Raw genomic sequence first — 14,705 nt, 5'->3', positions numbered from 1 at the left:
AGAGGGCGCAAAACCCTCTGAGTGAATCGGAATTAATTTAAGATTTTTATTTTGACCTGTTTCTTTCCCCAGCGGTAAGCTGAAGATTTTTCAGGGAAAAAGACATCAATCCGTCTTCCTTTAATGGCTGAGCCTGTATCAGCGGCCACGGCATCCCCGTATCCGTCTACGTGGACTCTTGTGCCGAGCGGGATGACGCTTGGGTCTACCGCAATGACTTTGGCATTCGGATTGCTTGTCAGGTTAACGCCTGTAGCCGTATGGCCGGAACAGCCGCTGCAGCTTGCGGTATAAGCCGTGGAAGACACGGTAATCACTTTACCGGAAGATCCGGTTTCGCCCGAAGATGCCTTCACAGGTGCACTGAGCTGCTCAATCTTGGGACTGTGCCGCTTTGTGCCGACCGCAATGATCTGATCTTTGCTTTTTTCAGATGTTTCTTCTTTAACAAGCTTTCTTGAAACTTCTTTTCCATTTTCTTTGACAACATGAAAATGCTTTTTAAGTTTGCCTTCTTTTCCTTTTTGAACGATCTTTTCTTTCCCGCTGTCGAGAGACGCATCTTCTTTTTCTTTCACTTGATACGCTATTTTTTCCTCAACTACATCGGTGACTTTTTCGATACGAGTGATTTGTATACCGGCCTGATTTTTTGTGAGCTTTTCGTGTAATGCCGGTTTTACTTTATCTTCGTCTTTCATGTCCATCTTATGCTGCGTTAAAAAGTCAGCGACCGTAGTCGAAGTCGTCCATATTTTCTTTTTCTTTCCCGCATCATTTACAGTGACCTGAAAAGCCGGGTCGACCGTGACTTTCATGCCGTTTGTCACTTTCGTATCTGCTGCTGGATCTATTTTATCGTGCTGATTCACAGGTGTATGCTGTTCGTTCAGAAATGCGCCGACTGTTTTTGCCGTTGACCATAAAGTCTTTTCTTCTCCGCCTCTTGTCACACGGATCTGCTTTGCAGCTTCATACACGACATTCATGTTGTCTGCCAATGCTGTCTGCTTAGACGGGGTAATCCGGTCTTCATTTCTCGTCTCTATATGTAAATCTTCCAGAAGTTCCCCAACCGTTTTTGCATGAGTGCGTATTTGCTTTTTCTTGCCGTTGATGGAAACAGAAACTGATTGTTTTGAGAGCTCATGTGACCCGTATGCAGTCCCGGTTCCGCCCAGCAGAATAATAGCTGCAATAAGAATAACCTTGCTTTTACCAAGCTTTACGGAAAACAGTTTTTTCATTTTTTGTGTGATGAAAAACGCCTCCTTCTCCTCGGAGAGATTATATAGAGTATCTAAAATGCTGTCAACCCTCCCATCTCGAAGATGAAAAACCTTCAGCGTATCCCTCATTATGCAAAAACAAAGCAAAAAAAGGAAGAGAGACATATCGACAACCTATCTTATGAGGAGAAGGAAGCTTGTAGAACGGTTTTACATATCCACTGAATCGGACAAGCCTTTACACGTTACGACAGCGCATTCTGTCAGTTCATGCGGAAAAGTCTTTTTGCGTTTTCGGTTGTAATTGAGGCAATTTCTTCATATGTCAGCCCTTTTAATTCAGCGAGCTGTTCAGCAACATATTTTACATAGCTTGGCTCATTTCGTTTACCGCGGAAAGGATGCGGTGTCAGGAAAGGACAGTCCGTTTCAATCAGCAAACGGTCATTCGGAATTTCCTTTGCCACTTCTTTTGGTTTCTTCGCATTTTTGAAGGTAACCGGTCCGCCGAATGAAATATAAAAATTCATATCCATACACTGCCGCGCAACCTCCGCGCTCCCCGTAAAGCAGTGCATAATGCCGCCGACTTCTTCCGCCCCCTCTTCTTTCAAAATCGTGACAACATCTTCCGTTGCATCACGATTATGAATGATGATTGGAAGGTTCACTTCTTTGGCGAGAGCGATTTGTTTCCGGAATACTTCTTTCTGAACGTCTTTTGGTGATTTATCCCAGTGGTAATCAAGGCCCATCTCTCCGATTGCCACGACTTTTTCGTGAGAGGACAGTTCCTTAATCCATGATAAATCTTCCTCTGTCATGTCAATTGCATCTACCGGATGCCAACCGATCGCAGCGTATATAAAGTCATATTCCTCAATCAACTCCATCGCACGCGTGATAGTGGGTTTATCGAATCCGACAACGACGATTCGTTCAACTTTTTCAGCCTTTGCACGCGCAATGACTTCCTCTAAGTCTGTGTCAAATTGCTCGGCATTTAAGTGCGCATGTGTATCAAAAAGCATCATAAAAACTCCTTTCTTGTTGAAAAACAAAAGGTGTTCGACGGAATGTTACACGTGAAACACCTTTTGCATCTATTTATTTATTTAATTCGAGTGCCTTTCGGTAATGACTGGTCGACAGCTACAACTTTGAGAACGCCGTCCGATTCTCCTGCCAGTATCATTCCTTGAGAAAGCTCGCCTCTCAGTTTTACCGGTTTTAGATTCGTTACACAAATGATCTTCATTCCCACAAGCTGATCCGGTGTATAATGCTTCGCGATACCTGATACAACTTGGCGCTGTTCAAAGCCCAGATCAATTTGCAATTTCAGCAGCCGATCTGCTTTTTTCACCGGCTCTGCGGACAAGACTTCTGCGACGCGAAGTTCTGTATCCATAAATTGATCAAACGTAATTTCAGGAAGACGCTCTGCTTCTTGCGGCTCTTCCGCCTTTTCTTCTTTAGCAGGAGCAGTTCCTTGCATTTTTTGCTTGATGTAAGCTACTTCTTCTTCAGCTTCAAGACGAGGGAAAAGCGGTTCCCCTTTTTTCACTTTCGTGTTCTTCAATTGGCCGAATGTCTGAATGCTGTCCCATGCTTTAAGAGACTGATCCTCAACTCCTAGCTGGGCAAACATTTTTTCAGGCGTTTGTGTCAAGAAAGGCTGGAGCAATACGGCTGAGATACGTAATGATTCAGCTAAATGATACATGACAGAACGTAATTCTTTTTCTTTTTCCTGATCTTTAGCAAGCACCCACGGAGCAGTTTCATCAATATATTTGTTCGTACGGCTGATTAATTGCCATAGCGTTGATAAAGCGACTGAAAACTCCATGTTTTCCATTGCCTTTTCATAAGCTTTAACCGTTTCACCGGCTACAGAAGAAAGCTCTGAATCAAAATCTGTCACATTTCCTTCATATGAACCAATCTCGCCGTCAAAATATTTTTGGATCATTGCGACTGTACGATTCAGAAGGTTTCCTAAGTCGTTCGCCAAGTCATAATTAATCCGTTCTACGAAACCTTCCGGCGTAAAGACACCGTCTGAACCGAATGGTACTTCGCGAAGCAGGTAATAGCGAAGTTCATCCAAGCCGTAGCGTTCAATTAACGTTACCGGATCAACGACATTTCCTTTTGATTTCGACATTTTTCCGTCTTTCATCAATAACCAGCCATGCGCGAATACTTGCTTAGGCAGCGGGAGATCAAGCGCCATCAGCATAATCGGCCAGTAAATGGTATGAAAACGGACAATTTCTTTACCGACAAGATGGACGTCCGCCGGCCAGTACTTTTTGTAAAGCTCATCATTTTCCGTATCGTAACCGAGCGCTGTAATATAGTTGAACAGTGCGTCAATCCATACATACACGACATGCTTCGGATTTCCCGGTACTTTTACGCCCCAGTCGAACGTCGTTCTGGAAACGGCCAAATCTTCAAGCCCCGGTTTAATGAAGTTGTTAATCATTTCATTTTTGCGTGATTCAGGCTGGATGAAAGAAGGATTTTCCTCATAAAACTTCAGCAGGCGGTCTGCGTATTTGCTCATGCGGAAGAAGTATGACTCCTCTTTGATTAATTCGACCGGGTGTCCGCTGTCAGGGCTTTTTCCGCCGACAACCTCACCCTTCTCATTTCGTTCCACATCCACCAGCTGTGTTTCCGTATAGAATGTTTCATCAGGGATGCTGTACCAGCCCTCATACTCATCCAGGTAAATGTCACCATTATCAAGAAGATTTTGAAACACTTTCTCGATAATTTCTTTATGCCGGCTTTCCGTCGTCCGGATGAAATCATCGTGAGAAATGTCGAGCTGCTTCCATAGTTTTTGGATTTCAGCAACTGCACGATCCACATAAGCTTGAGGCGTGATATTCTCTTCCTCCGCTTTCTGCTGGATTTTCTGTCCGTGCTCATCCGTTCCGGTTAAGTAGCGTACGTCAAATCCTTTTAATCTTTTGTAACGCGCCATCGCATCGCCGGCCACGGTAGTATAAGCATGGCCGATATGTAATTTTCCGCTCGGATAATATATCGGGGTTGTAATATAAAAAGTATTATTGTCTTGCGGCATGTTGCAACCTCCCATTCAGAATGTCGAAAAGCTCACGCCCAAAGGACGAGAGCGGTTTTATTTGATATACAATATTGATATTTGTCCTCTATCTATGATACCATCTTAGCCTTTAAGATCAAGGATATATACGTACTGCGCGTAAAAGAGTAAATAAAATTAAAAATTTTTATTGAAATTAAAAAAAGTCTTAACATGTCGAAATTTGTCGTATATAATCTACTAATATAAAACATCTTGGTTCGAAAGTCTTGATTTAAAAGGATTTTCAGTAGGATAATAGGTTCGAAAAAGCAGTCAAAAAGCCTGTTATTTCAGGATTTCCAAGGCTTTACTTACTATAAGAACTAATTCTTACAAACAATAGCAAACAAAAAGATTGACGATTATTGGAAACCTTGTTATGCTAGGAATGTAAGGAATTTTGTCGAATAATGACGAAGAAAAATATAAACTACAAATAATTATCTCTCGGGAGGAGACTGTTAATGAAATCTACTGGTATCGTACGTAAAGTTGATGAACTTGGACGCGTAGTTATCCCTATCGAACTTCGCCGTACACTGGGCATCGCAGAAAAAGACGCTCTTGAAATTTATGTTGATGATGAAAAAATCATCCTTAAAAAATATAAACCAAACATGACTTGCCAAGTAACTGGTGAAGTTTCTGATGATAACCTTAAACTTGCCGGCGGCAAATTGGTACTCAGCAAAGAAGGCGCTGAGCAAATCATCTCTGAAATTCAAAACCAGCTTCAAAACCAAAAATAAGCTATTTCATACAAAAACCGTTCTTGTTACGACACAAGAACGGTTTTTTTTATGATTGAATGTGATAAGCGTCATAAATCTCGCGTTTCGGCACGTCCCGATCTACCGCTGTTTGTTTTATGGCCTGTTTGGAAGAAGATCCTTCATTTATGTAATGCTCCACATGTTCTTTCTCAGAAAGCTCCGTCCACCAAGGCTTTTCCTCTTCATCCGGTTCAGCGGTTTGATTTCCTTCGACAACGAGACAGAACTCACCGCGGATTTGATCTTCATTTGCCCATTCAATCACCTCGGCGATGGTTCCTCTGATGAATTCCTCGTACTTTTTCGTTAATTCTCTCGTGACGGCGATGGTTCGATTACCCAAAACGTCATGCATTGCTGTTAATGTTTCTTTTAATCTGTGCGGCGCTTCATAAAATATCATCGTTTCCTGCCGTTTTTTCAGGATTTCGAGTTCTTTCTTCTTTTCTTTTTTCTGTCTGTTTAAAAATCCGTAGAAGAAAAACGGCTGCGGGGTGATGCCTGATGCGGTCAGCGCGGTTAATGCCGCATTTGCACCCGGAAGCGGAACGACATATCCGCCGATTTGGGTGAAATCTCTCACAATCTCAGCCCCCGGGTCGGAAATTGTCGGCATGCCGGCATCACTGACCAATGCCACATTCTTTCCGCTTTTCAGCCATTCAATGATTTTATGGCCGCTGCTTTCTTTATTATGTTCATGATAGCTGATGAGAGATGTTTCTATGGCATAAACATGGCACAGCTTTTTCGTCTGTCTCGTATCTTCGGCAGCTATGACATCGGCCGATTTCAGCGTCTCTACTGCACGAAAGGTCATGTCCTCCAAATTGCCGATCGGTGTAGGAACAAGGTACAGAGTTCCCATTTCAGATTTTCCGTTAAAACTCATCTGGCGTCTTAACATATACAGCCTCCTTGCTGCGTCGTTTTTCTTCTATATATTGCTCTTTTTTCTTTCGGGTCAGCTGTTTAAAACGGTATTCCGCCTGCATCGCTTCCCGTTTTGTTTCAAATGATTCCGCATGGCATAACGAAACCGGCCTCCGCGCCCTTGTGTACTTCGCGCCCTTTCCCTCATTGTGGGTTTTCAGCCGTTTTTGCAGATCATTTGTATAACCGGCATACAGACTGTTGTCATTGCACAGCAGCACATAAAAGAAATGACTATTTGTCTCCATATAAAATCGTGCGGATCTCTTTCGTATATTCATTTTGTTCATTGTATACGAACAGCGGGGGAAGAATTTTGAGATCAGGGCGGCCGCCTTTAATTCCTTCAACCAAAATGGTATTCGCTTCTTTACCTTGTTTCGGATAAATAAACTGAACCCGTTTCGGTTCTATTCGGTACGCTTTCATTAATTCAAAGATTTCCAAAAGCCTCCCCGGCCGATGAACGAGAGCCGCTTTTCCGCCTTGCTTCAGCAGTTTGCTGCTGACGGAAATCACATCTTCAAGCGTGCAAAGGATTTCGTGCCTTGCGATTCTGAGATGCTCGTTCAGGTTCTGCTCCGCTTCTTTCGGTGTTTTAAAATAAGGCGGATTGCAGGTGACAACATCATATTTATTATGTCCGAGTCTTTCCGGCATATTTTTCAGATCATCATGAATGAGACTGATCTGACCGCCCAGCCCGTTGTATTCCACGCTTCGGAGCGCCATATCATACAAGCGTTCCTGAATTTCAACCCCGGTGATATCGGCTTTTGACCTTGTGCTGAGCAAAAGCGGCACAATGCCGTTCCCCGTGCATAAATCAACGATGTTCCCCTTCTGAATCGGAACGTATGCAAACTTAGACAGCAGCACGGCATCTAATGAAAAAGCGAAAACCGTCGGACTCTGTACTATTTTCATATCCTCTGCTAATAAGTAATCCAATCTTTCATCATCACGTAATGAAACCATAATCTTATTCCTTTCGGCACTCTTTGAAAAAGGCTTCCGACATCAGCGGAAGCCTTTTCCTTATTTTTTATTTAAGAAGGACAGACAAAAAAGGCAATCTCCCTTGCGGACGCTCCCATAATGGACGTTGCAAATATGAAAGCCTTCTTGATACAGCCGGGCCAGATTGTCGTACCCTTCTCCTATATCACTCTGCTCTGCCTTCTGTGTTTTTGTTTCTTTCTGATCGGCTTTGAATTTCTCAATTTGCTCTGTCGTGTCATCAAGCCGCTTACGCAAATGCTTATTTTCAAGCTGAAGATGGTGATTCTCTTCAATCATTTCGCCGATATGCTGCTTTAAGTCACCCAGCTGACGGTACAGCGAACCGATTTGTTCCTCCAGGTTTATGACAGTATCAAATAACTCTTTTTTATCCAAGGTTCCACACCTCGTTAATCTGTGGTTTGTGCGGATACGACGCCCTCTTCCAAGAGCTCTTCCCAAGTATATTCTATCACTTTTTCACGATTCTTCAGTTCCACCTGAAGCACCCGTTCCAGAATATTAAGACCGACAACCTTTGCGGGGCCGTTTGCCGTCGTAATCATTTCGCCTAAATCCGGCAGCTGTTCTTTTGCCGTCTCATACTCATCATTTTCGTACTTCAAACAGCACATCAAACGGCCGCACAGACCGGAAATCTTCGTTGGGTTCAACGATAAATTTTGATCCTTCGCCATTTTGATGGACACCGGTTCAAAATCACCGAGGAACGTGGAGCAGCAAAGCATTCTCCCGCATGGTCCGATACCGCCGAGCATTTTCGCCTCGTCCCTCACCCCGATTTGGCGCAATTCGATTCTCGTTTTAAAGATAGAAGCCAAGTCTTTGACCAATTCCCTGAAATCAACCCGTCCGTCTGCTGTAAAGTAAAAAATGACTTTATTGCGGTCAAATGTAAACTCAACATCAACCAGCTTCATATCTAAGCCGTGGTCAGCCACTTTTTTCTGACAGACTTCAAAAGCGGACAGGGCCTCCTGTTTGTTTTCTTCTACAATGAGAAGATCGCGTTCATCAGCAACGCGTATGACCTTTCGAAGCGGAAGCACAACATCATGCTCGTCCACTTGTTTATTTGCGATGACAACCTGCCCGTATTCGACACCTCTTACGGTTTCAACAATGACGCAGCTGTCTTGTTCTATATCAAATCCGTTCGGATCAAAATAATAAATTTTTCCCGCTTTTTTAAAGCGGACGCCTATTACGTTGTACAAGCTTATCCCTCCTGCAACGTTAACACCAAGTGCTCCATTAATCCCTGCACATTCACATTGGAATGAAGCCGTTTTTTTGCTTCTAAAACAGCGAGAATTTGGTTCGTAACGCTTTGTTGTGTAAATTGCAGCGCATGCTGTTTTATTGATTGGAATAAGTCTTGATAAATCAGTTTATCTTCATTTCCAATTTGGATGGATAATACATCACGGTATATCAATAAGAGCATATCAAGACCCATTTCTTGATGGGTTTTTTCTTTGAAAAAGGGCACCCACTGATCCTGAATGAAGAAAAAGGCATGTCCTTTCCGCTGATGTAAGACTTCATACAATTTTATCACTTTCGCTCTGGACTCTGCAAACTCATCATTTCGACTTAATTCGACTGCTTCCGCAATATTATTTGTCATATTTGCTAAGAGCCGGGCCATGTGAGGGCTCACTTCCTGTTCAATCAGCCTTTCTTCTATGGCTTTCGGCTGAAGCGGCTGGAACGGAAGAACCTGACATCTCGAAACGATGGTATCCAGTATTCGATGGAGCTGCTCAGTAATAAGAATTGCGATGGTGTCTTGACTCGGCTCCTCTAAAAATTTCAGCAGACTGTTTGCTGCATTTGTCGTCATTTGATCCGCATGGGATATAATGTACAGCTTTTTATGCGATTCCAGTCCTGTTTTAGAAAACTCTTCCTGAAGCGATTGGATCTGAGCCTTTTTAATGGATAATCCGTCGGGCTGAACCACATGCAGGTCGGGATGGTTTCCGGATTCGATACGCTTACAGTTCCGGCATTCCCCGCAAGGCTCAGTCCCGTCTTCAAGGCAAAAAAAGCTTTTTGCGAGAAGCAGTGCGGCATCCAATTTGCCCGTACCTTTTTTGCCTTCAAACAGATATGCGTGAGAAAGCCTTTTCTTTTCAATGCTGTTATGCAAAAGCCGCATCACTCTGGGCTGCTGCCCGGTCATTTCCTTCCATGATATTGCCATTGTATCACTCTCTATGTGTAAAGGTTAATCAATAAACCTTTTATTTCTCCGATTCGATCCAGCAAATCAATTGCCGGTTTTTCCTGATCTAACATTTCTTCCGTCAGCTGAAGCAGTTTTTCATCTATTTCTTTCACAAGCCCCAGAGTCCGGCTGCTGCCGTACAGGTCAAAGCTTTTCTCCGTCTCATGCGATAATCCGCTGTCTACGGCCTCTTTTACAAAACGTTTTACCAATCCTTTGAATTTCGCTAAGTCTTTGAAGTTTCTCGACTTCGTCAGCCTTTTCCCGAACGTTTCTATATCCGTTAAGAACCTGCTCAGCTGATCAAATTTCAGCTTGCTGCTTTGGCTGTCCATTGAACTTTTAAACGTTCCGGACAGCTCTGCCGCTTTATAAGCAGGCTGCTGCTTTTTCTCAATAAATGTACGTAAGTCAGAATTTATTTTCACGTCGTCAAATCCTTAAAATTGATGAAATTCATCGACCGGGAGGACAAAGACCGTCGCTCCGCCGACTTCCACTTCGACGGGATATGGAACGTAGGAATCCGCATTCCCGCCCATCGGGGATACCGGGGCAATCATCTGATCACGTTTACAGCCATTCTCTTTAATGAGGCTGAGCGCTTTATCGACACGGATATCTTCCACCCCGATCATAAACGTCGTATTGCCTGATTTAAGGAATCCGCCTGTTGTCGCAAGCTTCGTCACCCTGAAGTTGTGGTCGGTTAATACTTTCAAAAGCCTGTTGCTGTCCTGATCCTGCACCACTGCCACTATTAGTTTCATTCTCTAGGCCCCCTTTAGGTTGGAAAGAACATTGTCGTTACATTCATTATAGCAACTTATGAGAAACAGGTCACAACTGAATTTTTTTCAATGCTTCATTTATCACTTGAAGTGCGTCCTGAATGACGAGTTCCTTCTTTTTCGATGCGTCGATTGTATGGAATCTTTCCGGAAAACGCTGCATGACCTTTTGGTATCCTTCCCGTACTTTCGTGTGAAAGTGCAGGGCCTCAAGATCGAGACGATTCTTTTCTCTTGAATCATTCGACGTAATCCGTTTCAACCCTTCTTCCGGCTCAATAGAAAAATAGATGGTGACATCAGGCATCGTATCGCCGATTGCAAACTGGTTAATAGAAAGGACTTCATCAATGCCGAGCCCTCTCGCATAGCCTTGATAAGCCAGCGAACTGTCGATGAAACGATCGCACAGCACAATGCGGCCTTCTTTCAATGCAGGCTGCACCTTTTCGGCTAAATGCTGTCTTCTCGCCGCAGCATAAAGCAGCGCCTCCGTTTTTGCATCCATCAGTGTATTGTTTTTATTTAAGATCACTTCTCTGATCTGTTCCGCAATATCGATGCCGCCCGGTTCTCTTGTCGCTGTCACCGGGAGCCCCTCTGCCGACAGAATCTCTTTCATTTCCTGAAGCACAGTCGTTTTCCCTGCACCTTCAGGACCTTCAAATGTTATAAATAAACCGCTCATGATTTCTCCTCTTCTATATAGACAAGTAATTGTTCCCCGTTTAATAAGCCTTGAATATGCGCGTCCATGCCGATTAAACGGGAAAGCTTTTGTACGATCTCTTCTGTTATCCGTTCTCCGTCCATGATCAGCGGAATTCCCGGCGGATAAGGAATAATGTTCCCCGCATGCAAGCGCCCGGCCGCCTTATTTATATCTGCAGGCTCTTTTGTAAACTTCCGCATCTCATTTTGCGGGTATTCAAGTGTCGATATGGACGGAAATGTCCAATTCACGGCATCCGGCAATTTATCGGGCGGTGTATTCTCCAGTTTCTGCTGTATGTTTCTTACGGTTGCCTGTTCTATCATCCGCCGGCCGCCTATCGGCAGGACGAGCAATACTTGGTACTCGTCAGCCAGCTCGGCAACAATGTCTTCACTCTCCAAAATGCGTTGTAATGAATAGCCGGAATGTCCGAGCTTTGACCGAAGTATTAATTTTAACGGGTCCGCCCGCAGCCCATATCCGGAAGGCTCGATTATTTCAATAGAAGAAATTGATGCGAACCTTCGTTTGATTTTCTCAATGTGCTCCATATGGACGGGAAGTTTCCCTTTTTCAGCAATGTCCTGCACATAAGCACGCGCCGTATCTAAAGATGCCATAATCGGGTATGACGGGCTGCTGCTTTGCAAACTGCTTACATAATAAGTTAATCGATCTCTGTCAATTCGGGTGCTGTTTAAATGAAAGTAAGATCCCATCGTCATAGCCGGAAGCGTTTTGTGAGCCGATTGAACAACGGCGTCCGCCCCCATAGCCAATGATGAAGGCGGGAAAGGCTGCCCTAACACAAAGTGAGCTCCATGAGCCTCATCCACCAGTACAGGAACACCGTATGAATGGGCTTTTTTAACTGCCGCAGTCAAATCGGCGGCGTGTCCGTAATAAGTCGGATTGGTCAAAACAAGTCCTTTCGCGTTCGGATATGACGCCAGCGCTTTTTCGATGACTGAAAGAGATACATGTGCCGGCACATGCATGTTTTCATCGATTTCCGGCGCCAAATAAACCGGCTTGGCTCCGGCCAATGCCACCGCATGGAAAACAGACTTGTGACAATTACGCTGGATCAGAATGGGTTCACCCGGTTCACAAACAGCTAAAATCATCGCCAGATTGCCGGCGGTCGTTCCATTGACGAGAAAGAAGCTTTCCTGAGAGCCGTACAATCTGCTCACCAAATCCTGCGCTTCCTTAATGACCCCCGTCGGGTGATGCAAGTCATCAAGACCCGTGATCTCAGTCATATCAATAGATAAAAGAGATTGATATACAGATTTGGCTTCATCAAAAAAGACATCTCCATTGTGATGTCCCGGAACATGAAAAGAATACGTATTTCGGTGCGCATGCTTCATCAGCGCTGTATATAAAGGTGTGTCCATTTTTAAACAAATCCTTTGCCTGTCTTTCTTATTATATCGTGCCTGCGAGCCAACTTAAAGCTAAGACTTTTTGCCATCTAGCCGTTATCCCGGCCGGACCCCATATCAAGCAGCTTCTTTTTTAAATCGCCTTCCATGATAACAAGCTCCTCCTCGGCACGCCTGCGTTTCATCCTGCCTTCTTCTTGAATAGACATGATTTCTTCAAGTGTGCTGACTAAGCTTTCCTGCACTTTTTTGAGGGTGTCTGCCTCAACAAGTCCGCGCTCATTGGCTTTGGCGGTCTCGACTGTGCTTGTTTTCAGAAGTTCGGCGTTTTTCAGCAGCAATTGATTTGTCGTATCCGCCGCCTTCTGCTGCACATCTGCCGCACTCCGCTGCCTCATAAGCGTCAGCGCGATGGCGACTTGATTCTTCCATAAAGGAATAGCCGTAACAATGGAGGACTGAATTTTCTCTGCCAGTGCCTGATTCGTGTTTTGAATCAGGCGGATTTGCGGCGCACTCTGGAGCGTAATCTGCCTGCTCAGCAGCAGATCATGCACCCTCTTATCCAGACGGTCGGCAAACTGGCGAAGATCATTCACTTCCTGCGCGGCCATTTGATTGTGTTCTTGTAATTCGGCTTTTCTTGCCGCTTCGGGTATCAGCTTTGTTTTCAGCTCATCTAATTTTAATTCCCCCGCTGCTATATACATAGTTAAATCAGAAAAGTATTGTTTATTTTGGGCGTACAGCTGATCTAACAATTTATTGTCACTCAACAGCACATTTTTAGAATGTTCCAGCCTTCTGCTGATACGGTCAATCTGCACACTTGTCTTTTGATATTTCGAAAGCACTTCCTGCACAGAACCGGATACCCTTTTAAACAGCCGGGCGAAAAACCCTTTGTTCTTCATCTGCAGATCATCGGGGTTTACCTGGTCAAGCTTCAGCATCAAATCAGCCAGTATCTGTCCCATCTCTCCTGCATCTTTTCTTTGCACGTGCTCTATCATCGTGTGGGAAAATTCCAGAAGATTCGCCTGCGCCTGTGAACCAAACAGAACAATGCTTTGCATGTTCCCAGGATCCAGTTTTTCAGCGACCTGAAGTGCCGCTTCTCTTTTTTCTTCCGGCAGCGTATCTGCAAGCTTTAGATGAGTCTGGTCATTTTGGGCGCCCATGCTGTCGTCGGAACGGTCTTTGGCCATTTCCTTCTTCCTTTCTTATTTTCTCAGTGAATGCTTTGCCATATCTAATTCAAAGTGCAGGTCGTCGATGTCCTCCTTCATCAGTTCATGAAGATCCTCTTCCAGCCTTCTGGAAAGCTCTGCTAGAGTCATCCTCGTCTCACTCAAGGACATTGATAAATCTTTATTTTTTCGCGGCTGTGAGGAGAGCAGAGCATACTTTTCCGTCAGTTCCACAACAGAATCAAGCGTTTGATAATAGAAACGCTCTGCCTGATAAAAACGCTTCGGCTCCTGCTTTGTGAGCAGATATATTCGTCGGGTTATCCGCAGTATCTCTGCATTCTGCTTCAGCATTTGTATACTTTTAGAGCGAAAAAGCGCCCTGCGTAATCGAATGATTTTGCCCTTTGCTTCCTCAAGATTTTCCTTGATATAAGCATATTCTTTTCTTGTCAGCCGGTGTTTTTTTAAAAAGAGACGCTTCGCATTCCACAGACCGGCCGCACTGACTGCGGCTCCGCTGGCTGCCCCGTATAAAAGCGAATACAGAAAAGGCTGATGCCCTATCGTAAAGAAGGTTATCCCCGCTAATACAAAAACTGTGCTGCCGCAAAGCGTCCATTTCATATATTGAATAAACGGTTTCATACTTGATCGACTCCTATTTATTCACTTTTATCAGTATTATCTATTACATTCCATGTCTAAACAAGTTTCTCTTCTTATCGTATCAGTTCTTTTATAAAAAGTGTAAAAACTCCTCTGATTTCAGGCAAAAAAAAGACCCTTTTCAGGGTTAAGAATATAACGTCGGTGTATGAAGGCTTTTCAGTTTACGAACGAAAAATTCATAATTCGGATCAGAGGTCGGAGTGGAAACTACTTTCTTCTCACACTCTAAACATATAAATTTCGTATAAATATGGATTCCCCTGCTTTTTTTGGTTTCACACACAATACATGTTTCTTCATGGCTGGACGTTTCATTCATTTTGCCCACCTCCGTATGAATAGCCTTCCCTTAAGCTGTTGATTGTATACACAATTTGGACCTTTTTGAAGTTTGCAATTAGTATATGGGCGTTTCCGTATTTCGGTGTTTGTTTTGTTTTTATTCAAAAACAAAAAAGGCAACTCATGATGAGCTGCCTTTACCGTAATGATAGCTTGGCGGCGTCCTACTCTCACAGGGGGAAACCCCCGACTACCATCGGCGCTGAAGAGCTTAACTTCCGTGTTCGGCATGGGAACGGGTGTGACCTCTTCGCTATCGCCACCAAACCATTGAGAGTGTTCTCTC

General features: G+C 44.0%; 17 protein-coding genes and 1 rRNA gene. 1 reads left to right on the top strand and 17 read right to left on the bottom strand.

The annotated features are described in order from the left end of the window. Window positions 1-32: 32 nt before the first annotated feature. From NYE38_RS00265 to metG, 3 genes are all read right to left on the bottom strand, one after another. Entirely contained in the window at window positions 33-1,358 is a 1,326-nt protein-coding gene (locus NYE38_RS00265) for a G5 and 3D domain-containing protein (RefSeq protein ID WP_104843579.1), read from the bottom strand. A 134-nt stretch (window positions 1,359-1,492) separates the two neighbouring features. After that, complete coding sequence (locus NYE38_RS00260; RefSeq protein WP_017419495.1) at window positions 1,493-2,260, bottom strand: TatD family hydrolase; 768 nt, start codon at window positions 2,258-2,260, stop codon at window positions 1,493-1,495. A gap of 80 nt (window positions 2,261-2,340) precedes the next feature. Then, window positions 2,341-4,332 carry a methionine--tRNA ligase gene (gene metG / locus NYE38_RS00255; protein WP_025650337.1) on the bottom strand — a complete coding sequence of 664 codons (1,992 nt, stop codon included), beginning with the start codon at window positions 4,330-4,332 and terminating at the stop codon, window positions 2,341-2,343. A gap of 482 nt (window positions 4,333-4,814) precedes the next feature. Here metG and abrB point away from each other — a divergent pair, with 482 nt between their 5' ends. Next, entirely contained in the window at window positions 4,815-5,105 is a 291-nt protein-coding gene (abrB, locus tag NYE38_RS00250) for a transition state genes transcriptional regulator AbrB (RefSeq protein ID WP_169510469.1), read from the top strand. A gap of 49 nt (window positions 5,106-5,154) precedes the next feature. Here the strand turns inward: abrB and rsmI are convergent, their stop codons facing one another. The 14 genes from rsmI to rrf form a co-directional block, all read right to left on the bottom strand. Next, window positions 5,155-6,036: a 16S rRNA (cytidine(1402)-2'-O)-methyltransferase gene (gene rsmI, locus NYE38_RS00245; RefSeq protein WP_017419497.1), complete on the bottom strand. Its 882-nt coding sequence runs from the start codon at window positions 6,034-6,036 to the stop codon at window positions 5,155-5,157. After that, a complete protein-coding gene (locus NYE38_RS00240) occupies window positions 6,011-6,310 on the bottom strand; it encodes a GIY-YIG nuclease family protein (RefSeq protein WP_007409921.1) in 300 nt (99 codons plus the stop codon). The genes rsmI and NYE38_RS00240 overlap by 26 nt, the downstream gene beginning before the upstream one ends. Further along, window positions 6,297-7,040 carry a tRNA1(Val) (adenine(37)-N6)-methyltransferase gene (locus tag NYE38_RS00235; RefSeq protein WP_004264717.1) on the bottom strand — a complete coding sequence of 248 codons (744 nt, stop codon included), beginning with the start codon at window positions 7,038-7,040 and terminating at the stop codon, window positions 6,297-6,299. Before NYE38_RS00235 ends, NYE38_RS00240 begins: the two co-directional genes overlap by 14 nt. A 60-nt stretch (window positions 7,041-7,100) precedes the next feature. Beyond that, window positions 7,101-7,460, bottom strand: coding sequence for a replication initiation-control protein YabA (yabA, locus tag NYE38_RS00230; RefSeq protein ID WP_004264720.1), 360 nt, complete (start codon window positions 7,458-7,460; stop codon window positions 7,101-7,103). 14 nt (window positions 7,461-7,474) lie between these two features. Then, window positions 7,475-8,302: a competence/sporulation regulator complex protein RicT gene (gene ricT / locus NYE38_RS00225; protein WP_004264723.1), complete on the bottom strand. Its 828-nt coding sequence runs from the start codon at window positions 8,300-8,302 to the stop codon at window positions 7,475-7,477. A gap of 2 nt (window positions 8,303-8,304) precedes the next feature. Next, window positions 8,305-9,294: a DNA polymerase III subunit delta' gene (gene holB / locus NYE38_RS00220; protein WP_007409919.1), complete on the bottom strand. Its 990-nt coding sequence runs from the start codon at window positions 9,292-9,294 to the stop codon at window positions 8,305-8,307. Window positions 9,295-9,305: 11 nt separating this feature from the next. After that, window positions 9,306-9,746, bottom strand: a complete 441-nt coding sequence (locus tag NYE38_RS00215; protein WP_004264730.1) for a DUF327 family protein — start codon at window positions 9,744-9,746, stop codon at window positions 9,306-9,308. A gap of 12 nt (window positions 9,747-9,758) precedes the next feature. Further along, on the bottom strand, window positions 9,759-10,088 hold the full coding sequence (darA, locus tag NYE38_RS00210; protein WP_004264734.1) for a cyclic di-AMP receptor DarA: 330 nt from the start codon (window positions 10,086-10,088) through the stop codon (window positions 9,759-9,761). A 70-nt stretch (window positions 10,089-10,158) separates the two neighbouring features. Continuing rightward, window positions 10,159-10,797 (bottom strand): dTMP kinase, encoded by a 639-nt coding sequence (gene tmk, locus NYE38_RS00205; protein WP_007615155.1) that lies wholly within the window; start codon window positions 10,795-10,797, stop codon window positions 10,159-10,161. Beyond that, window positions 10,794-12,227 carry an aminotransferase class I/II-fold pyridoxal phosphate-dependent enzyme gene (locus tag NYE38_RS00200; protein WP_071181493.1) on the bottom strand — a complete coding sequence of 478 codons (1,434 nt, stop codon included), beginning with the start codon at window positions 12,225-12,227 and terminating at the stop codon, window positions 10,794-10,796. Before NYE38_RS00200 ends, tmk begins: the two co-directional genes overlap by 4 nt. A gap of 77 nt (window positions 12,228-12,304) precedes the next feature. Next, complete coding sequence (locus NYE38_RS00195) at window positions 12,305-13,423, bottom strand: toxic anion resistance protein (protein WP_340801519.1); 1,119 nt, start codon at window positions 13,421-13,423, stop codon at window positions 12,305-12,307. A 15-nt stretch (window positions 13,424-13,438) separates the two neighbouring features. Then, entirely contained in the window at window positions 13,439-14,053 is a 615-nt protein-coding gene (locus NYE38_RS00190; protein ID WP_014416714.1) for a 5-bromo-4-chloroindolyl phosphate hydrolysis family protein, read from the bottom strand. A gap of 148 nt (window positions 14,054-14,201) precedes the next feature. Further along, a complete protein-coding gene (locus NYE38_RS00185) occupies window positions 14,202-14,396 on the bottom strand; it encodes a sigma factor G inhibitor Gin (protein WP_007409914.1) in 195 nt (64 codons plus the stop codon). Between the two features lie 174 nt (window positions 14,397-14,570). Further along, window positions 14,571-14,686 (bottom strand): 5S ribosomal RNA (gene rrf, locus NYE38_RS00180). Window positions 14,687-14,705 lie beyond the last annotated feature (19 nt).

It is taken from the genome of Bacillus sp. EU63 (genome assembly GCF_038592915.1).
In the GTDB taxonomy this organism is placed as follows: Bacteria; Bacillota; Bacilli; order Bacillales; family Bacillaceae; genus Bacillus; species Bacillus velezensis.
The sequence above is the reverse complement of the archived record's forward strand: the minus strand, read 5'-3'. Positions and strand labels throughout refer to the sequence as shown.

Excerpts from the sequence above, each read along its gene's own strand:
- rsmI (WP_017419497.1), bottom strand. The coding sequence starts at position 6,036 with ATGTTAAGACGCCAGATGAGTTTTAACGGAAAATCTGAAATGGGAACT.
- NYE38_RS00260 (WP_017419495.1), bottom strand. The coding sequence starts at position 2,260 with ATGCTTTTTGATACACATGCGCACTTAAATGCCGAGCAATTTGACACA.
- NYE38_RS00190 (WP_014416714.1), bottom strand. The coding sequence starts at position 14,053 with ATGAAACCGTTTATTCAATATATGAAATGGACGCTTTGCGGCAGCACA.
- NYE38_RS00265 (WP_104843579.1), bottom strand. The coding sequence starts at position 1,358 with ATGAGGGATACGCTGAAGGTTTTTCATCTTCGAGATGGGAGGGTTGAC.
- NYE38_RS00195 (WP_340801519.1), bottom strand. The coding sequence starts at position 13,423 with ATGGCCAAAGACCGTTCCGACGACAGCATGGGCGCCCAAAATGACCAG.
- tmk (WP_007615155.1), bottom strand. The coding sequence starts at position 10,797 with ATGAGCGGTTTATTTATAACATTTGAAGGTCCTGAAGGTGCAGGGAAA.
- NYE38_RS00185 (WP_007409914.1), bottom strand. The coding sequence starts at position 14,396 with ATGAATGAAACGTCCAGCCATGAAGAAACATGTATTGTGTGTGAAACC.
- NYE38_RS00240 (WP_007409921.1), bottom strand. The coding sequence starts at position 6,310 with ATGGAGACAAATAGTCATTTCTTTTATGTGCTGCTGTGCAATGACAAC.
- metG (WP_025650337.1), bottom strand. The coding sequence starts at position 4,332 with ATGCCGCAAGACAATAATACTTTTTATATTACAACCCCGATATATTAT.
- darA (WP_004264734.1), bottom strand. The coding sequence starts at position 10,088 with ATGAAACTAATAGTGGCAGTGGTGCAGGATCAGGACAGCAACAGGCTT.
- NYE38_RS00235 (WP_004264717.1), bottom strand. The coding sequence starts at position 7,040 with ATGGTTTCATTACGTGATGATGAAAGATTGGATTACTTATTAGCAGAG.
- holB (WP_007409919.1), bottom strand. The coding sequence starts at position 9,294 with ATGGCAATATCATGGAAGGAAATGACCGGGCAGCAGCCCAGAGTGATG.
- NYE38_RS00200 (WP_071181493.1), bottom strand. The coding sequence starts at position 12,227 with ATGGACACACCTTTATATACAGCGCTGATGAAGCATGCGCACCGAAAT.